This is a genomic window from Lacinutrix sp. WUR7 (assembly GCF_016864015.1).
In the GTDB taxonomy this organism is placed as follows: domain Bacteria; phylum Bacteroidota; class Bacteroidia; order Flavobacteriales; family Flavobacteriaceae; genus Oceanihabitans.
Genome location: NZ_CP045067.1, coordinates 1,777,349 through 1,796,538, shown reverse-complemented (window position 1 = coordinate 1,796,538; position 19,190 = coordinate 1,777,349). Strand labels below are relative to the sequence as shown.

Annotated in this window: 14 protein-coding genes and 2 tRNA genes; 9 read left to right on the top strand and 7 right to left on the bottom strand. The window is 32.0% G+C overall.

The genetic code is table 11. From position 1 onward, the window contains the following. Positions 1 to 12 precede the first annotated feature (12 nt). Positions 13 to 1,248 carry a 3-deoxy-D-manno-octulosonic acid transferase gene (locus tag FG167_RS07880; protein WP_203460861.1) on the top strand — a complete coding sequence of 412 codons (1,236 nt, stop codon included), beginning with the start codon at positions 13 to 15 and terminating at the stop codon, positions 1,246 to 1,248. 115 nt (positions 1,249 to 1,363) lie between these two features. After that, positions 1,364 to 1,783, top strand: coding sequence for a hypothetical protein (locus FG167_RS17415; protein ID WP_239004463.1), 420 nt, complete (start codon positions 1,364 to 1,366; stop codon positions 1,781 to 1,783). Between the two features lie 599 nt (positions 1,784 to 2,382). Here the strand turns inward: FG167_RS17415 and FG167_RS07870 are convergent. The 3 genes from FG167_RS07870 to mutS all read right to left on the bottom strand — a co-directional run bounded on the left by FG167_RS07870 (position 2,383) and on the right by mutS (position 5,300). After that, positions 2,383 to 2,466: transfer RNA gene (locus FG167_RS07870), tRNA-Leu, on the bottom strand. Between the two features lie 50 nt (positions 2,467 to 2,516). Then, positions 2,517 to 2,588: transfer RNA gene (locus tag FG167_RS07865), tRNA-Gly, on the bottom strand. 99 nt (positions 2,589 to 2,687) lie between these two features. Further along, positions 2,688 to 5,300: a DNA mismatch repair protein MutS gene (gene mutS, locus FG167_RS07860; RefSeq protein ID WP_203460860.1), complete on the bottom strand. Its 2,613-nt coding sequence runs from the start codon at positions 5,298 to 5,300 to the stop codon at positions 2,688 to 2,690. Positions 5,301 to 5,455: 155 nt separating this feature from the next. Between mutS and FG167_RS07855 the strand changes: the two genes are divergently transcribed. After that, positions 5,456 to 5,899, top strand: coding sequence for a DUF1573 domain-containing protein (locus FG167_RS07855; protein ID WP_203460859.1), 444 nt, complete (start codon positions 5,456 to 5,458; stop codon positions 5,897 to 5,899). Between the two features lie 68 nt (positions 5,900 to 5,967). Then, the gene (locus FG167_RS07850; protein ID WP_203460858.1) at positions 5,968 to 6,501 is read left to right on the top strand and encodes an RNA methyltransferase; all 534 of its coding nucleotides are present in this window, start codon (positions 5,968 to 5,970) and stop codon (positions 6,499 to 6,501) included. A gap of 103 nt (positions 6,502 to 6,604) precedes the next feature. Here the strand turns inward: FG167_RS07850 and FG167_RS07845 are convergent, their stop codons facing one another. Together FG167_RS07845 and folK are read right to left on the bottom strand one after the other, a co-directional pair. Then, positions 6,605 to 8,938, bottom strand: coding sequence for a hypothetical protein (locus tag FG167_RS07845; RefSeq protein WP_203460857.1), 2,334 nt, complete (start codon positions 8,936 to 8,938; stop codon positions 6,605 to 6,607). 31 nt (positions 8,939 to 8,969) lie between these two features. After that, complete coding sequence (gene folK / locus FG167_RS07840; protein ID WP_203460856.1) at positions 8,970 to 10,097, bottom strand: 2-amino-4-hydroxy-6-hydroxymethyldihydropteridine diphosphokinase; 1,128 nt, start codon at positions 10,095 to 10,097, stop codon at positions 8,970 to 8,972. A 250-nt stretch (positions 10,098 to 10,347) separates the two neighbouring features. Here folK and FG167_RS07835 point away from each other — a divergent pair, with 250 nt between their 5' ends. From FG167_RS07835 to rpsU, 3 genes are all read left to right on the top strand, one after another. Further along, a complete protein-coding gene (locus tag FG167_RS07835; protein WP_203460855.1) occupies positions 10,348 to 11,052 on the top strand; it encodes a queuosine precursor transporter in 705 nt (234 codons plus the stop codon). An 89-nt stretch (positions 11,053 to 11,141) separates the two neighbouring features. Then, positions 11,142 to 13,859, top strand: coding sequence for an AsmA-like C-terminal region-containing protein (locus FG167_RS07830; protein ID WP_203460854.1), 2,718 nt, complete (start codon positions 11,142 to 11,144; stop codon positions 13,857 to 13,859). 81 nt (positions 13,860 to 13,940) lie between these two features. Beyond that, positions 13,941 to 14,135, top strand: coding sequence for a 30S ribosomal protein S21 (gene rpsU, locus FG167_RS07825; RefSeq protein WP_055443717.1), 195 nt, complete (start codon positions 13,941 to 13,943; stop codon positions 14,133 to 14,135). Positions 14,136 to 14,202: 67 nt separating this feature from the next. Here the strand turns inward: rpsU and FG167_RS07820 are convergent, their stop codons facing one another. Further along, positions 14,203 to 14,997 (bottom strand): DUF2797 domain-containing protein, encoded by a 795-nt coding sequence (locus FG167_RS07820; RefSeq protein ID WP_203460853.1) that lies wholly within the window; start codon positions 14,995 to 14,997, stop codon positions 14,203 to 14,205. Between the two features lie 43 nt (positions 14,998 to 15,040). On the opposite strand from FG167_RS07820, the gene FG167_RS07815 reads away from it, so the two are divergent. After that, positions 15,041 to 16,555, top strand: coding sequence for a GH3 auxin-responsive promoter family protein (locus FG167_RS07815; protein WP_203460852.1), 1,515 nt, complete (start codon positions 15,041 to 15,043; stop codon positions 16,553 to 16,555). 177 nt (positions 16,556 to 16,732) lie between these two features. Here the strand turns inward: FG167_RS07815 and FG167_RS07810 are convergent, their stop codons facing one another. Further along, positions 16,733 to 17,611 carry a MerR family transcriptional regulator gene (locus FG167_RS07810; protein ID WP_203460851.1) on the bottom strand — a complete coding sequence of 293 codons (879 nt, stop codon included), beginning with the start codon at positions 17,609 to 17,611 and terminating at the stop codon, positions 16,733 to 16,735. A 152-nt stretch (positions 17,612 to 17,763) separates the two neighbouring features. Between FG167_RS07810 and FG167_RS07805 the strand changes: the two genes are divergently transcribed. Beyond that, complete coding sequence (locus FG167_RS07805) at positions 17,764 to 19,179, top strand: fasciclin domain-containing protein (RefSeq protein WP_203460850.1); 1,416 nt, start codon at positions 17,764 to 17,766, stop codon at positions 19,177 to 19,179. The last annotated feature ends 11 nt before the right edge of the window (positions 19,180 to 19,190 follow it).

Sequence of the window (19,190 nt, the reverse complement as noted above, 5' to 3'; positions counted from 1 at the left end):
AAACAAAAACTATTGGGTTTCATTTATAACATACTTATTTCTTTAACTTCTCTTGTTTTAAAAGGAGTAGCCCTATTTAACACCAAAATTAATAAAGGTGTCCAAGGAAGAAAACAAACATTCGCAGTTTTAAAAAACAATATTTTAAAAACGGATACTTGTATCTGGTTTCATTGTGCCTCCTTGGGAGAATACGAACAAGGACTTCCCGTTTTTAAAGAAATTAGAAAGCTTTATCCGAATCATAAAATTGTGCTTACTTTTTTTTCGCCTTCTGGTTATGAAATAAGAAAAGACACAGAAATAGCAGATATTGTTGTCTACCTTCCTTTAGACACTAAGAAAAATGCTAAAAATTTCATGGATCTTGTAAATCCGGATTTAACCGTATTTGTAAAGTATGATATTTGGCCAAATTTTTTAAAGGAAATAAAAAAACGTCAATTAAAAGCCATTTTAATAGCTGCGCTTTTTAGACCTAATCATTCTTTTTTCAAATTCTACGGAAAAGAACAACGAAATGCGTTATTTGCTTTCGATCATATTTTCACGCAAAATGAAACTTCCAAAACCCTATTGCACACCATAGGCTATAATAAGGTTACCGTTTCTGGAGATACCCGTTTTGATCGTGTTTATAGTCAGTTATCACAAAACAACACCTTAGCTTTTATTGAAGATTTCAAACAAGATAGTTTATGCATTGTTGCAGGAAGCACTTGGCCGGAAGACGAAAATATCTTAATAGATTATATCAATAAAAACGCTTCCGAAAAACTTAAATTCATTATTGCACCTCATAATATTAAAAGTGCACAAATTGATCGTTTTATTAAACAACTGCAAGTACCAAGCATTAAGTATTCTGAAAAAGAAAACCAAGACATCTCTAAATCCATGGTTTTTATAATGGATACTATTGGTTTATTGTCTAAAACCTACAGCTATGCAGATATTGCTTATGTTGGAGGTGCAATGGGCAATACAGGTTTACACAACACATTAGAACCTGCTGTTTTTGGTATACCTGTACTAATTGGCAAAAATTACAAAAAATTCCCTGAAGCTTATGCCATGTTAGAAGAAGGAGGTATATTTTCGGTAAAAAACAAAGAAGAACTAGCCTTAACTTTAGACGAATTGATTAAAAATAAAGAAAAGAGAGAGCGATCTGGAGCCCAAAACTTTAATTATATTAAAAAAAATAAGGAGGCAGTCATCCAAATCATTCGTTATATACGTAAATAGACTAATAAATTTACCTGAATAACGATTATGTTAAAAATTTTAACAAACTAGTGCGAATTTTAACAGGAAGTTGTTACTTTCGTAATATTGAAAATTAACACTAAAACTATTACTAATGAAAAAATTATTATTTAGCGCTGCTTTATTATTAGCATTAAGCGTATCGTTTACATCTTGTAGAGAAGTAAAAGAAAAAACTGACGCGGCTGGAGATGCTGTAGAAAACGCTGCTGAAGCTACTGGTGATGCACTAGAAAATGCTGCTGACGCAACAGGTGAAGCTTTAGAAGATGCTGGAGACGCTGTTGAAGGTGCTGCTGATTCTGCTGTTGACGCTGCAGGTAATGCTGTTGATGCTGCTGGAAATGCAATTGAAGACGCTGCTGACTCTGCAAAAGATGCTGCTGGAAATGCTGTAGACGCTGTTGAAAAAGCTGCTGGTGACGCAAAAGATGCTGCTGGAAACGCTGTAGACAAAGCTGCTGATGCAGTTTCTGACAAAGCAAAAGATTTAAAAGCTAAAGCTGGTCACTAATTATCAGACTTAAATTTAAAAAGCCTTCATATCTATGAAGGCTTTTTTTTGTGCTTATATTTAAAATTGAAATACCGGAAAACACAAAAGCCTTACAGAAATGTAAGGCTTTTGTGTTGAAAACGGGAATTGACTGCGTCCAGTCCCTTATCCTAGCTTAGAGAAGAGCTAATCCATAAAACAGGATTACTCTTTTACTTAAAGAATACTCTTGAAATTAAAAATCAAATGAATTTTTATAACAAAAAATCCTTACGTTTCTCTAAGGCTTTTTTGTTTATGACGGGAATTGACTGCGTCGAGTCCCTTATCCTAGCTTAGAGAAGAACTAATCCATAAAACAGGATTGCTCTTTTACTTAAAGAATACTCTTGAAATTAAATTTTACTTAAATTTTTAAAACACAAAAGCTTTACAGAAAAGAAAGGCTTTTGTATGAAAACGGGAATTGACTGCGTCGAGTCCCTGTTTCAACATGTTGAGAAAAGCCAATCCAAAAGATTGGATTGATTTTTTGTTTTAAAAATATACTTGAAAGCAAGCTTTCCGTAGATTTTTAAAACAAAAAAGCCGAAACTTTCGTTTCGGCTTTTCATCTGTACTGAAGACGGGACTTGAACCCGTACGTCCTAATGGACATTGGATTTTAAGTCCAACGTGTCTACCAATTCCACCACTTCAGCAGGAAACGATATTTTAAATATCGCTTGGTATATTATAATGAAAGTCTCAGAGCGAAAGACGGGATTTGAACCCGCGACCCCCACCTTGGCAAGGTGATGCTCTACCCCTGAGCTACTTTCGCAGTCTTTTGTAAGAACGTGCAATATTGCTATTGCGGTTGCAAATTTAAAATAAATCTATGAATTGCAAAGCTTTTTTTGAAAAAATATTATTTTTTTTTTCAGACCTCCTTTTTCTTCACCAACATTCGTTTTATTTCGTTAAGTTTCATCAACGCTTCTACAGGCGTAAGTGTATCAATATCAATATCTAAAATCTCTTCTTTAATTTCTTCTAGCAATGGATCGTCTAAATTAAAGAAACTCAATTGCATTTCATCTTTTAACGATTTTACTTTATCGGTAAGTTCTTCGCTAGAATGTGATTTTTCTAATTTCTTTAATATTTTATTAGCACGATGTATTACCTGCTGTGGCATTCCAGCCATTTTAGCTACGTGAATTCCAAAACTATGCTCACTTCCGCCAGGAACGAGCTTACGCAAGAACAAAACATTATCTTTTAGTTCTTTTACAGAAACATTGTAGTTTTTTATTCTAGTAAATGTTTCGGTCATTTCATTTAACTCATGATAATGTGTCGCAAAAAGTGTTTTTGGCTTTGCAGGATGCTCATGCAAATACTCGCTAATTGCCCAAGCTATAGAAATACCATCGTAGGTACTTGTTCCTCTTCCTATTTCATCTAACAAGACTAAACTTCGATTACTAATATTATTCAAAATAGAAGCGGTCTCATTCATTTCTACCATAAATGTAGATTCTCCCATCGAAATATTATCACTCGCTCCTACTCTAGTAAATATTTTATCTACTAAACCAATTCTAGCGGCTTTTGCAGGAACAAAACTTCCCATTTGAGCCAAGAGTACTATTAATGCGGTTTGACGCAAAATAGCCGACTTACCAGACATATTTGGACCAGTAATCATAATCATCTGTTGTGCATCTCTATCTAAAAACACATCATTCGCAATATAAGGCTCACCAATTGGTAATTGTTTTTCAATTACTGGGTGACGACCATCTTTTATTTCCAAATCATGAGAATCATCAATAACCGGATAGATGTACTTATTATCTTTTGCTAATTGTGCAAAACCAGCCAAGCAATCTAACTGACCAATTAAATACGCATTTTGTTGTACCGGTTTTATGTATTGATTCATCCAAGTAACCAATTCAGCAAACAACTTTTGTTCTATGGCTAGAATTTTTTCTTCGGCACCTAAAATTTTAGTTTCGTATTCTTTAAGTTCTTCCGTAATATACCTTTCTGCATTTACTAAGGTTTGCTTTCTAACCCATTCTTCTGGGACTTTATCTTTATGCGTATTTCGTACTTCTATATAATAACCAAATACATTGTTAGATGCTATTTTAAGCGAAGTGATTCCGGTACGCTCACTTTCACGTTGTAACATCTTATTCAAATAATCTTTACCAGAAGTAGACAAGGCACGAAGCTCATCTAATTCTTCAGAAAATCCTAACGCAATAGTGCTTCCTTTTAAAACATTAACAGGAGCTTCTTCATTAAGCATCGTTTTAATCTTCTCACGAAGTATATCACAGCTTTGTAATTTGTCACCAATAATCTTGAGAGATTCATTATCGCAATTAGACGATAATACTTTTATTGGCAATATTGCTTCCAAAGAATTCTTAAGCTGAATAACCTCTCTAGGATTTACCTTTGCAGTTGCCACCTTAGAGATTAATCTTTCTATATCCCCAATATGCTTGATGTGATTCTGTATTTTCTGAAGCGTCGTTTTATCTTTAGTAAAGAAATCTACCACTTCATGACGCTGTTTTATTTTCTCAACATTCTTTAATGGTAAGGCCAACCAGCGCTTTAATAAACGTCCTCCCATTGGAGAAATGGTTTTATCAATAACATTTAAAAGTGTCACTGCATTATTGTTGGTCGAGTTATACAGTTCTAAATTTCGAATGGTAAATCGGTCCATCCAAACATAATCGTCTTCTGCAATTCTAGAAACAGAAGTAATATGTTGTAATTTATTATGCTGTGTTTCGCTTAAATAATGCAAAATCGAACCAGAAGCTATAATTCCTTCATGCAAATCGGCAATACCAAAACCTTTTAATGTTTTTGTATTAAAATGCTTAATTAAAGTTTCGTTTGCATAATCGGTTTGATATACCCAATCTTCCAAATAAAAAGTATGGAGGTCGGCACCAAAAGTTTCATTAAATAGCGTTCTCTTCTGTTTGGACACTAATACTTCACTCGGACTAAAATTTTGAAGTAACTTATCTATATATTCTGCATTTCCTTGTGAAGTTAAAAACTCACCAGTAGATACATCTAAAAGGGAAATTCCTATTTTACTTTTTTCAAAATAAACCGAACATAAAAAGTTATTCGATTTAGAGACTAAAACCTCATCATTAAGCGCAACTCCAGGAGTTACAAGTTCGGTAACACCTCTTTTTACAATATTTTTGGTTAGCTTAGGATCTTCTAATTGGTCGCAAATAGCAACACGCTCACCAGCTTTTACTAATTTTGGTAAATAGGTATTTAAAGAATGATGCGGAAAGCCTGCAAGTTCAATTTCGCTTTCGCTTCCTGCGCCTCGTTTGGTTAAAATAATTCCTAAAATACCTGCGGTTTTAATAGCATCTGCACCAAAGGTTTCATAAAAATCACCAACACGAAATAATAATAAAGCATCTGGATGCTTCACTTTTATAGCATTATACTGCTTCATTAAAGGGGTTACTTTCTTTTCTTTTTTTGCCAAGGGTAGATGTTATTTTTAGTAAAAATTCATTTCATTGCGAATTTAGTCAAATTAATAGTTGTTATAAAATAAAGTTAAAAACTAAATTGTAGCACTAGAAATATAATGTTTTACTAAATTTGGTATACATATTTTAAATCAAACCATTATAAATTATGAAAAAAGCAATTTTATTAAGTTTTGCTATGCTAGCAATGACAACAGTAGGAATGGCTCAAAACACCACAAAAGCTAGTGAAGCAAAAACAGTAGCTAATGAAGATGGCGCAAAAATTGAGTTTGAATCAGAAACCATAGATTATGGTACTATTGAAAACAGCTCGGATGGAAATAGGGAGTTTACCTTTACAAATACAGGTACGACACCTCTAGTAATAACAAATGCGAAAGGTTCTTGCGGATGCACAGTCCCAACATGGCCAAAACAAGCTATTGCTCCTGGTGAATCTTCTGTTATTGGCGTACGTTATGCAACAGACAGAACTGGATCTTTTTCTAAAAGTATCACACTAACTTCTAACGCTGTAAATGCTCCTAAAAAAGTAATACACATTAAAGGAAAGGTGAAACCAAAACCAATAGAAGACAAGAATATTTAATTTCTTTTTTTTTGATAACTTTAAAACTTCCTTTTTTATAAGGAAGTTTTTTTTTGAATATTTGCAATATGAGAAAACTAAAAAATAACGAACTAGATCGATTAAGTGTTGAAGATTTTAAAACTTCGGCAAAGACACCTATTAGTATCATTTTAGATAATATTAGAAGCTTAAACAATATTGGCTCTGTATTTAGAACTAGTGATGCTTTTTTAGTTGAAAAAATTTATCTCTGCGGAATTACCGCTACGCCACCACATAAAGACATACACAAAACAGCTTTAGGAAGCACAGACACTGTTGCTTGGGAATATGCGGAAAACACTTTAGATGTTGTTGAAAAGCTAAAAAACGAAAACGTAAAAATATGCGCGATTGAACAAGCGGAAAACGCAACGATGCTAAACGATTTTACACCGGAAGCTAACCATAAATACGCGCTAGTTTTTGGCAATGAAGTTAAAGGTGTTGCACAAGATGTAGTTTCAAAAAGTGATGTGGTTATTGAAATCCCTCAATTTGGAACCAAGCATTCCCTTAATATTTCGGTGAGTTGTGGTGTTGTGGTTTGGGATGTTTTTAGTAAGCTTCAGAAGATATAAAGCTATCCTTCCGAAAGGAATTAAGAGCAATAAAAATCATTACTCACAAATCCTATCTATCAACCAAAGGTAGTCTGCTCTGTATTGACAATCATCTGTTTTCTTATTCAAAACTAATTATTTCATTAATTAGCTCACCGTTTTCTGTAAACCCTTGAATATAAAAAGAATAATCTTGTTGTTGTTTTTTAATTCTTATTTGAGTTTCGCCTAATTCGTTTGTTTTCACTATTGGCTTCCAATCTATTTCTTGGGTTTCCCTTAAAATATTAAAATCTTGAATTGGTGTATAGTATTTTTTAGATCGATTAAAACCTTGGGTAAAGAAATGCTTTTTATATAATTCTTTTATACCTTTTTTGTAATTATCTGTAGTAACTACTAAAATATAAGGAAATCCCCTTTTTATGTGTTTAGACTGAAAAGCAATTACCTCAATATCATTCATGTTAATAGATAAAGCTGAAGGTAATGATAAACCTTCATTTATTGGTGTTATTTCTTTTCCATCAATAGACAATCCATAACCTTCGCTTGAAGCTACTAAGTAATAATTACCGCCAGTATTTCTTTTTTCTAATCCTTTTTCACTTCTTAAAAAACCTCCTAAATTATCGTCGTTTATTAAATACCATTCAGGAACATCTAATTTATAGTACCCACCAATATGAAAATCATATTTTCTATATTTATCATTAAATTTTTTGTCTGTTAAAAATTGTTTGCTTCGTATTCTATTTTTAAGATTTACGGTGTCTAATTCAGTAATGGCCTGACAGTAAATATCGGTTTGATTAATACTTTCTAGTAATGCTTCTTTTTTTACAGTTTTAAAAAAACCACTTGTTTTTGAAACATTATTTATTAATTCTTGCTTTTTTACCTTCAAAGTATCAAAATAAATATTTCTCGGTTTTACAATTTCTTGATTTGGTTTAATAAATGAAACCTTTATAGAATCGCCTTTGTAAACAACAAGGTTTTTGAAGCTGAATTCTGTTTTTCCATTCAAAAATAATCTAACTGCTATTTGGTTGGCGTTATTAATTAACACCATGTTATTAGAGACTAAAGGGCTTACTTTTCCTGACAATTTAAATCCTATTTCAAAATCATATTTGTATTTTGGATTTACAGTATCTATATATTCTGAAATATTATATTGCGTCCAACCCTGTGTTAACAATAACAAGTCTAAATACTTATACCTCTTACTGTTTCCTTCATTAAAATAATACGAAGGATTTTCTATAAAACCATTTATGTAAGGTGTTAATAAAAAGGCAGATTCAATATTGGTGTTTTCTTGATAATCTATTTGATTTGACAAAATTGAAACACTTAAATTAGCCTTGCTTACTGCATGTAAATTATAAACTATAGAGTCTTTTTCTTTTAGTTGTTCTTCAATTTTTATAGCTATTTTATTATTGACTTTTTGAACAAAAAACTTCCGTTCCAATATTGGGATGCTATTTTTAAAAACTGTTACTGTATTTACACCATTAAAAAAGCCTTCCTTCTGTATCTTTAATTCTGTTGTTAATGTATCTTTAAGTGTAACATCTACACGATCAATAAGCTTATTATTCTGATGAAATAAAATACTGAAATTGTCATTTAAATTATTAAGTGTGTTTTTGTTTGTTTGAAGTTCAATATTTAACATATTGATATCTGTATTTAATATTTTTAACCTCAAACCTGTAGGCTTTGCTTTTGGAACATCTAGCTTTAAAATGGTGTCGTTTATTTTTATAATAGCTTTATATTTTTCAGATGCTTTATAATAAAATTCGCAGGTACTCATACCCAAATATTCGTTGTTAAACTGAACTATTTCATTGTTTTTAGAATCCATTATTTTACCCGAATAACTAGATCCTTTTCCGTTTACTAAAACTTTAATTGCAACTACATTTTTTACATCTTCTAGCAAATAACCTCCTTCCGGAAAGAGTTGTATATCAAATAAGTCGTTACTTCTATTACGCATTATTTTTACAACATTGCCAATTTTAACTTTAGTAACAAATGTATTTTCATTACCAAAATTTCTCATATAATTGGTATTTGCTTGAATATAATAATCTCCAGATTTTAAAGCACCAAACAATTCAAATTGCCCTATTCCAACTCCTTCATTAATTAAAATATTTTGAGTTTCTATTAAATCTCCTGTCGCAGAAAACAAACTAACATAAAGCAATGTTGTTTTTAATGAAGGTTTATTCTCGTTTGAAGTAACATAAGCCTTAAACCAAATAGTATCTTCATTATTATATTCACTTTTATTGGTATGAATAAATACTTTTTCGAAAAACAATTGGTCTTTTTGTAAAGCAGTAATCACAGAATCTACAGATTTGTTTTGTGCAATTATTATTGTAGTAAAAAAACTAAGAAATGAAAATAGTAAATAACTGGTAAGCTTCATAAATTACAGATATCTAGAAAAATACAAATAATCACTCACAAATCCTATCTAACAACCAAAGGTAGTCTGCTCTGTTTTTCACAAAGTCTTTATTTGAAATATCAATGATTTTAATATTCAATTCGGTTTGTTCTTTTAAAAATTCTAAATATCCCGAATTGATTTTGTCCAGATAATCGTTTTCGATATCTTTCTCGTAATTCCTACCTCTTTTCTTGATATTTGCCTGAAGTCTTTCGGTATTTTGATATAAATACACATATAAATCTGGCTTTGCTATATCTTTATATACTTGATAAAAGAGTTTTCTATACAATTTAAACTCGTCTTCTGGCAAGGTGATTTTAGAGAATATTAACGACTTAAAAACATCATAATCGCTAACAATAAAATCCTTAAATAAATCTAATTGCGATAAATCGTCACTAATTTGTTGGTAACGATCTGCAAGAAAGGACATCTCTAAAGTAAACGCATAACGCTTAGGTTCTTTATAAAATTTGGGTAAAAACGGATTGTCAGCAAAGCGTTCTAAAATAAGTTTTGCATTAAAATCGTGCGCCATTTTATTGGTTAAACTCGTTTTCCCTGCACCAATATTTCCTTCAATTGCAATAAAATTATACTTAGAAAAGTCATATTGCTTACTTGGGTTTTTCAACCAAATATTTACGGGTTCTAAAACACTAGTATCTTCACATGCTTCTAACAAAACACTAACTTCCTTCCCTAGAACGGGGTGCTTCATTTGCGAAGTTATATTATGTAAAGGCTGCAATACAAACTTACGCTTATGCATTTCTGGATGCGGAATTTGCAACGATTTCGTATCTATAACTTCATCCGCATAAAAAATAATATCTAAATCTATAATTCTAGATTCATACCCTTCCTTTTTAGAGCGAACTCTTCCTAATTGCTTTTCAATATCTAATAGAATCTTTAAAAGCTTACTTGCTTTAAATTCGGTTTCTAGAATTAAGCAAGTGTTATAAAACGCCTCGCCTTCAAAACCAAAAGCTGGTGTTTTATAGACCTTAGAAATAATTTTAATATTACCAACTTGTTCGTGAATACAATCAATAGCGTTTTGCAAATTTTTAAATTTGTCGCCTTGGTTGCTTCCTAAAGAAATGTATGCTTTTTTTGGTTGGCTCATAAGTTATTTAACGAATCTCCTCTTTTTTGTTCCTATGAAATGACTAAAACAAAAAGTGAAGATGCGTTCGTGCAAAATAAGTAAAACAATTTTTAATGCTTTATATTTATCTTAGCTATTTATTCACAATTTAATCTAAAAAGTTTTTGAGCGGAAACTTGTCTAATCTGAATTCATTAAATACGACAGATAGAATATGAAACTAATAAACATTAACAAAATTTAGATTCCTGCCAACATTGGAAACATTATGACATTAAAAGATAAACTTGCTGCACAACGTATTTACCTGTTTTTAGGTGCTCTATTTATAACTTCGTTAGTGGTTTCTAATTTAATATTTCAAAAATTTTTTTATTGGTACCCTGTAAATGTAGAAATTTTTGGATCGAAGTTATTTGAGATTTCAGTAGGTATTTTACCATACCCTATTACTTTTTTAGTAACCGATTTAATAAGTGAAATTTACGGAAAAAAGCGAGCCAACGATATTGTTATCGCTGGAATTTTCGCTTCCTTTTTTTCCATGCTAATTGTTTATGTCGCCAATGCAGCACCAGCTACAAGTTGGTCGCCAGTAGACAACAAATTATTCACCACTGTTTTTGGAAGCACAGCAATTGCTGTTTTTGCTAGTATGATGGCTTACTTATTTGCACAATTAATAGATATTCAGATTTACCATTTCTGGAAAAGAGTCACCAAAGGAAAACATTTATGGTTGCGAAATAACTTCTCCACCTTTTTCTCTCAGTTTGTAGATACTTTTACCATTTTAATATTACTATGCTCTTTTCATATTATAGCTTGGGATAAATTTGCGGGATTGTTAGCTGCAGGATTTATTTTTAAAGTGCTCATCGCTATTTTTGACACGCCTTTTTTATACTTAGGCGTCTATCTTTTTAGAAAACGTTTTAATTTAAAAACTAACGAAGAAATAGATTTACTTTAAATGCTAAACTTATACTAAAGCCTATCTTTGCAACATCTAAACATTGTATTATTACGTAAATACTTGCACAAACTAATTTGTATTTTTTTATGAAGAAAGCCTTAAAAATTATTGGTATTACTTTACTTATTATTGTGGCACTTTTAGTTGCCATTCCTTTTATGTTTAAATCGCAAATTAAGGATATGGTAAAACGTTTTATAAACGAAAACATGAATGCTAAAGTAGAATTTAGCGATGTAAACCTTAGCTTTTTAAGCAGTTTTCCGCAAGCGCATGTTAGTGTAGACGATTTAGTAATTACTAATTTCGCTCCTTTTAAAGACGAAACTTTTGCCACAGCGAAGTCCATTACTTTTAATATGTCTATAAAAGAATTATTTAAAACTGCAGACGAAGGACCTATAATTATAAACGCCATAAATGTAAATGAAGCATTACTGACTTTAAAAACAAACAAACTTGGCGATGTAAATTATGATATTGTAAAGCAAAAAGAAAACCAAAATACAGAAGCTTCTGCAGATGAAAAAGGATTTACCTTAGACATAGAAGATTACGCTATAAACAATAGTGCTTTCACCTATTTAGACGAAAAATCGAACGTTACTTTTTATATCACAGAATTGAATCATTCTGGAAAAGGAACTTTTTCTGGTGATGTTTCTCAGTTAGATACCAATACAGAAGCTAGAGTCAGTTTAAAACTAGACAGCACACAATATTTAAACAACAACACTATTAAATTAGATGCCTTAATTGGTCTAGATTTAGAAAATAGCAAATACACTTTTAAAGAAAATAAAGCGATTATCAATCAGCTACCGCTAGCTTTTCAAGGATATGTGCAAATGGTAGATGAAGGTCAGGATATTGATATTTCTTTTGAAAATACGGGTTCCGATTTCAAAGACTTCCTAGCCATTGTTCCTGAAGCATATTCAAAAAACATAGAAGATGTAGCAACTACAGGAACCTTTAAAGTAAAAGGAATTATAAAAGGACTAAGTAGCGATACCACCATTCCGCATTTAGATATTAAGGTGACCTCTAATAATGCTTCGTTTAAATATCCGGACTTACCAAAAAGTGTAGAAAACATCATCATAAATGCATCGGTAAAAAACGATGACGGAAACGTAGACAATACCTATGTGGATATAAAAGCTTTAAACTTTAAAATAGACGAAGACATCTTTAAGTCATCTGCAACTCTAAAAAACATCACTAAAAACATGTTTGTAAACGCCGACATTGATGGTGTTTTAAATCTAGCAAACATCACCAAAGCGTATCCTGTAACTTTAGAAAAAGAATTAAGCGGAATTTTAAAAGCAAAGTTAAATACTTCTTTTGACATGAATGCTATAGAAACAAACACATACCAACGTATTAAAAATAATGGTACAGTAGGTATTACTGATTTCATCTTTTCTGGAGAAGATATTGTAAATCCGATTCATATTAGTAAAGCAGATATTACTTTTCATCCTGGAACCGTTTCCCTAAACAGTTTTGATGCACGAACAGGAACTAGTGACATAAACGCAACAGGAACCATTAACAACCTATTAGGTTTTTTACTTAGTGACGGTAAATTAAAAGGAAACTTTAATGTAAAGTCGAATACTTTTGCGGTAAACGACTTTATGGTTGCTGAAACAGAAACAGCTACCAAAAACAAAACAACTACAGAGGAAGCATCTCTTAAAATTCCAGCATTTTTAGATTGCAGTATTCAAGCGGATGCAAAAACAGTTTTATATGATAACCTAACCCTTAAAAACGTAAAAGGGTCTCTTAAAATAAAAAACGAACAAGCCAATTTAGAAAATCTAACAACCAATATTTTTGATGGTGATTTAGCCATCTCTGGTTTGGTGGACACAAAAAACAAGACACCACTTTTTAATATGAATCTTGGTATTGCTAATTTTGACATCTCGCAATCTTTTAAAGAATTAGAATTACTACAAAGTTTAGCGCCTATTGCAAAAATTTTACAAGGAAAACTAAACACAACCATTAATCTTTCTGGTGCCTTAGATGAAGAATTTTCACCAGATTTAGCTTCGGTTTCTGGAAATGCAATTGCAGAGTTATTAACTACAAATATTTCTTCCGAAAATGCTCCTTTATTAAGTAAACTAAATGGTGCATTTAGCTTTATCGATTTTGATAAACTAGATTTAAAAGACCTTAAAACAAAATTAGATTTTAAAGACGGAAAAGTAAACGTAAAACCTTTTGATATCAAATACAAAGATATCAATATTACTGTAGATGGATCTCATGGTTTTGATAAAAGCATGGCTTACAATGCCGTTTTACAAGTTCCTGCTAAATACCTAGGAAGTGAAGTCAATCAACTTATTGGTAAAATAAACGATCCTGCCGTAGATAAGATAACTATTCCTGTAACAGCAACAATTGGTGGTACTTTTACTGCTCCAACCGTTAAAACAGATTTAACTAGCGGTGTTACCAATTTAACAAAACAGCTTATTGAGATACAAAAGCAAAAACTTTTAAATCAAGGGACACAACAATTGCAAGATTTAATTGGAGATGCTTTAGGTGGAACCAAACCTAAAAACGATTCCACAAAAACACAAACCAATAATCCAATTAAAGATGTACTTGGAGGTATTATAGGAGGAAACAGTACAAACACTAATACCGCCGATACGACAAACACAGAAACAGCCCCTAAAAAACCTACTGTTGAAGATGGTGTAAAAGACATTTTAGGCGGACTTTTTGGAGGGAAAAAGAAGAAAGAAACTACAAAAGATTCGATTAAGTAAAAAAGAAGAAAAAAAAAGTGAATAAATATTATAAAATATGAATATTTAATTTACTTTTGCATCCACAATTAAAGATTCATTATGTTAAGAATAGAAATAAAAGAAGGAGAAAATATAGAACGTGCTTTAAAACGTTACAAGCGTAAACACAGAAATGTGAAAGTTATGCAAAACTTAAGAGAAAACCAGTTTTTCACTAAGCCATCTGTAAAACGTAGAAGACAAGTACAAAAAGCATCTTACATCCAAGGATTAAGAGACGCTGAAGATATTTAGTAGTTACTTCTTTTTTAATATATACAAAAAACACGCTTTTAATAAAAAGCGTGTTTTTTCGTTTGTTTTAATCTACGCCAATCTCTACAACTAAACCTTCATTAGATCTTATATTAAAAACGGTTTGATCTTCAAAAATGAGGTATTGTCCTTTTATACCTACAAGCTTCCCAGAATAACTTCCTTGTTTTTTAATATTTAAACTTTTAGGTTTTAATGGATATTGCAACACCGGAAACTCGATATTTGTTTCGGCATTATCTTCTATAAAATACTGTTGCGCCTCATCTGGTATATATTGTTTTAAGCGTTCTCGCCAAACCACTAAATCTTCATCTGCAATTTCATTTTTTAACATGGTTCGCCAATTGGTCTTGTCTGCAACATGATCTTTTAAAGCCATCTCCGTAATTCCTGCTAAATACCTATTTGGCACTTCTACAATTTCAATAGCTTCATGAGCACCTTGATCTATCCAACGTGTTGGCACTTGTCCTTTTCTGGTAACACCAACTTTTACATTACTAGAATTAGCCAAGTAAACAATATGTGGTTGTAACTGTACCTTCTTTTCGTATGCTAAATCTCGATCTTCCTCATCTAAATGTGCCTTACTTAACTCTGGACGTATAATCCAATCTGCAGCTTGCGGAATATCAAAAAAACAGCTCTTACAAAATCCTTGTCTGTAAATCTCCTTATTTAAACCACAGTGTAAACATTGGTATTTCACAAACTTTATATGTAACGTTTTGCCCAACAACTGGTTCATATTCAAGAAATCACTTTCAAATACTAAATAATATTGAATAGGCTGCGTAAATTCGGTTATCATTTTTGTTAAAACACCTTGGTAGAACATAAAAAAAAGTCTTATTTTTAAACTTCTTAAAGATAATATAAATATGGCAATTCCTATAGTCAATTCTATTGCTTCCTGGTTTTTAAAAAAACGATTTCATCAAATCGAATTGTTTTTAAAATACCCCAACGAAGTACAGACCGAATTACTATTAGATCTTATAGATACAGCAAAAGATACCGAAATTGGTAAGCAATACGATTTTGCTTCTATAAAAAATTACAGACAATTCGCAGAACGTGTTCCTGTTTCTACTTACGAAGACTTTCAACCAAGTATTGAGCGTTCTAGAAATGGAGAAAACAATATTTTTTGGCCAACACCAATTAAATGGTTTGCCAAGTCTAGCGGAACCACAAATGCAAAAAGTAAATTTATTCCGGTGAGCACCGACTCTTTAGAAGACTGTCACTATGCAGCAAGTAAAGATTTACTTTGTATGTATTTAAATAACAATGAAGACTCACAACTCTTTACAGGAAAAAGTTTACGTCTTGGTGGCAGCAAAGAACTTTATAAAGAAAACGGAACTGCTTTTGGTGATTTAAGCGCAATTTTGATTGATAACATGCCTTTCTGGGCAGAATTTAGTAGCACGCCAAGCAACAAAGTTTCGCTCATGAGTGATTGGGAACATAAAATGCAAGCCATTGTAGACGAAACCATTAACGAAAACGTAACCAGTCTTGCTGGTGTACCTTCTTGGATGTTAGTTTTATTAAACAATGTTTTAGAAACTACAGGCAAAAATAACTTACATGAAGTTTGGCCAAACCTAGAAGTTTATTTTCATGGTGGTGTAAGTTTCACACCTTACCAAGAGCAATACAAAAATATTTTACCTAAAAGCAATTTTAAGTATTATGAAATCTATAATGCTTCGGAAGGATTTTTTGCAATCCAAGATCAAAACAATTCTAGTGAGCTGCTATTAATGTTAGATTACGGTATTTTTTACGAATTCATTCCTATGGATACTTATGGAAGTACTAGTGAAAAAATCATTCCGCTTGCCGAAGTTGAAATTGGAAAAAACTACGCGATTCTTATTACTACTAATGCTGGATTATGGCGCTATAAAATTGGGGATACCGTTCGTTTTACTTCTACCAAACCATATAGAATAAAGGTTTCCGGACGAACAAAACATCATATTAATGTTTTTGGTGAAGAGCTAATTATTGAAAATGCCGAAGACGCATTAAAAACGGTTTGTAAAAAAACTAGGGCTGAAATTATAGATTATACAGCAGCTCCCGTTTTTATGCAAGGTAGAGAAAAAGGTGCGCATGAATGGCTAATAGAATTTAAAACACCTCCTAAAGACATTCACATGTTTAACGAATTGTTTGACAATGCTTTAAAATCTTTAAATTCGGATTATGAAGCGAAACGTTACAATAACTTAACACTCAACAAACCAACCGTTCACGTTGCTAGAGAAAAACTATTTTACGATTGGTTAAAGCAGAACAACAAACTTGGTGGGCAACACAAAATACCTAGACTTTCTAATACTAGAGATTATATAGAAGAGTTGCTAAAGTTGAATGTATAGTTGTAGTTAATCGAAGAAAAAAACAATCTATTTTCTTACAACGAGTATAAGTTATACTTTGTCTAAAACAGCTAATTATTAAATAAATTAGAACTACTTTAGCCTTGCTATTAATCGATATCCATATACTAATAATGTAGTATTAATTATCGTCCATAAATAAAAACCCAAGTAAATTTACTTGGGTTTTTTATTTTTTAATATTTGGATTAGTTCGTCGGGATGTGATAAGTATTGCACCCTTTTATTTTCCATAACACCCTCTAAACCAATTGGATTTCCAGAAACTAGAAGCGGAACATCTCCTTGTTTTAATATAGCATCTATTTTACTGGAAACAGATGCTTCCGTTGGTGTTATAAACATAGACAACATTAATTCTGGTTTTACTTCTTCAATAACTTGCTTAATATTTTCAATAGGTACATTTTGACCTAAATAATATACTTTCCAGCCCATCTCTCTTGCTATATAATACGCAAGTAAAAGTCCAATTTCATGGTGTTCCTCTTCTGTTAAAAACATCAGTATATTAGGAGCCCCTTGGTGAGGATAAGGAAGCAAATCTATAGAAGCAAACATCTTTTTCTTAATTAAATTAGAAATAAAATGCTCTTGCGCTGGCAATACTTTATTAATTCCCCAAAGTACTCCCACCCGATTTAAAAATGGATAAATAAGTTCTGTAGTGGTAGCTAAAAGTCCTTTTTTAACAATTTGCGTTCTCAATATTTCATTAAATGCTTCTTCATCCAAATCCAGCATACTAATAACTAGCGCACTTATTTCATCTTCATAATTCCCTTTTATAATGCTCTCTGCAATGATTTCATGAATTTCCACATCCGACATTTTATCAATTTTAGAAATCCGATATCCATTTCTAGTCAACACACTGATATTCAATAACTTTTTCAATTGACTATCTGAATAATACCTAATATTAGTATCCGTCCGCTCTGGATCTAAAAAACTATATCTAGTCTCCCATTTCCGTAAGGTATGCGCTTTTATTCCTGTTAAAGTCACAATTTGTGCCATTGTGTATTTACTCATTGTCTAATTATTTATAAGTCAAAGTTAAACAAAAAAAGTTAAATTAAAGAATGACGTAAATTTATTTTGTCCAACTTTTATTTAAATTTATTTGACAACTATAAATTTATTCATATATTTGTCTAAGTTATAAACAATTAAATTAGACAATTATGAAAACGAAACTTTTTTTTATCGCAATTTTTAGTCTATCATTATTAACAACATCTTGTAGTAATGACGATGACAATTCAAGCAACGCAACACCTACTCCAAACATAGTAGAACTAGCGCAAGCAACGCCAGACTTAAGCTCTTTAGTCGCCGCCCTTACTAGAGCAGATGGAAACTTAACGACTGTTTTAAGCGGAAACGGACCATTTACAGTTTTAGCACCAACAAATGCTGCTTTCGCATCATTCTTATCTGCAAACGGATTTGCATCTCTTGAGGATGTACCAACAGATATATTATCTCAAGTACTTCTAAATCATGTAATCATGACCGATGTTGCTTCTAGTGATTTAGTAGCTATGGGTTCTGGTTACACATCAGGAAGCGCAAGTGGAGCAGATGGATTAAATATTAGCATCTATTTTGATGCATCTGGAAGTGTGATGTTTAATAACGTTGCAACAGTAACTACCGCAGATGCAGATGCTTCTAACGGAACAGTACATATCATAGATGCTGTACTAGGATTACCAAGTGTAGTAGATCATGCAGTTGCAAATCCAGCTTTCTCCAATTTAGTTGCTGCTTTAGGAGCTGCTGATGGTGACCTAGTAAATGTACTTAGTGGTACTGGACCATTTACTGTTTTAGCGCCAGATGATGCTGCATTTAGCACCTTTTTAGATGGTACTCCTTTAGCTAATGTAGATACTGCTGTACTTTCTCAAATATTATTGAATCATGTAATAATTGGTTCTACAAATACTTCCACTGCTTTAGTAGATGCCGGAGCTGGATATGCAAACACAGGTGCTAGTGGTCCTGGAGGGAATGCTTTAAGTTTATATTATAATACTTCAAATGGCGTAATGTTTAATGGCATATCTACAGTAACCCAAGCAGATGTTGTGGGTACTAACGGAATTATTCATGCAGTAGATACTGTAATTGACATACCTACTGTAGTTACTTTTGCTTTAGCAGATTCAACTTTTTCTACACTTGTTACTGCTTTAACAACTTTAACTCCTGCAACAGATTTTGCTAGCATATTATCGAGAACAGCAACTGGAAACGCAGACACTATAGATCCTAATTTTACGGTATTTGCACCAACAAATGATGCTTTTGATGCTTTAGCTGCAATTCCTGCAGAAGGACCTTTAACGCAAGTATTATTACACCACGTAATTAAAGAAGCTAACATCACCTCTAGTATGTTAAATAATCCTGGTGATACTACTGCGGCTACATTAGAAGGAGATAACATCACGATTACACTACCTGGTTCTGGAACCAATATTGCAGACATTACAGATGGCTCTGGAGCAACAGATATAGGTATTATAGCAGTAGATGTGCAAGCTGGAAACGGTGTAATACACGTTATTAATAAAGTAATGATTAACAACTAAAATAAACCAAT

What these genes read in the sequence shown, in the direction of transcription:
- FG167_RS17415 (WP_239004463.1), top strand. Translation starts at nt 1,364, where the DNA reads ATGAAAAAATTATTATTTAGCGCTGCTTTATTATTAGCATTAAGCGTA.
- FG167_RS07855 (WP_203460859.1), top strand. Translation starts at nt 5,456, where the DNA reads ATGAAAAAAGCAATTTTATTAAGTTTTGCTATGCTAGCAATGACAACA.
- FG167_RS07850 (WP_203460858.1), top strand. Translation starts at nt 5,968, where the DNA reads ATGAGAAAACTAAAAAATAACGAACTAGATCGATTAAGTGTTGAAGAT.
- FG167_RS07845 (WP_203460857.1), bottom strand. Translation starts at nt 8,938, where the DNA reads ATGAAGCTTACCAGTTATTTACTATTTTCATTTCTTAGTTTTTTTACT.
- folK (WP_203460856.1), bottom strand. Translation starts at nt 10,097, where the DNA reads ATGAGCCAACCAAAAAAAGCATACATTTCTTTAGGAAGCAACCAAGGC.
- FG167_RS07835 (WP_203460855.1), top strand. Translation starts at nt 10,348, where the DNA reads ATGACATTAAAAGATAAACTTGCTGCACAACGTATTTACCTGTTTTTA.
- FG167_RS07830 (WP_203460854.1), top strand. Translation starts at nt 11,142, where the DNA reads ATGAAGAAAGCCTTAAAAATTATTGGTATTACTTTACTTATTATTGTG.
- rpsU (WP_055443717.1), top strand. Translation starts at nt 13,941, where the DNA reads ATGTTAAGAATAGAAATAAAAGAAGGAGAAAATATAGAACGTGCTTTA.
- FG167_RS07820 (WP_203460853.1), bottom strand. Translation starts at nt 14,997, where the DNA reads ATGTTCTACCAAGGTGTTTTAACAAAAATGATAACCGAATTTACGCAG.
- FG167_RS07815 (WP_203460852.1), top strand. Translation starts at nt 15,041, where the DNA reads ATGGCAATTCCTATAGTCAATTCTATTGCTTCCTGGTTTTTAAAAAAA.
- FG167_RS07810 (WP_203460851.1), bottom strand. Translation starts at nt 17,611, where the DNA reads ATGAGTAAATACACAATGGCACAAATTGTGACTTTAACAGGAATAAAA.
- FG167_RS07805 (WP_203460850.1), top strand. Translation starts at nt 17,764, where the DNA reads ATGAAAACGAAACTTTTTTTTATCGCAATTTTTAGTCTATCATTATTA.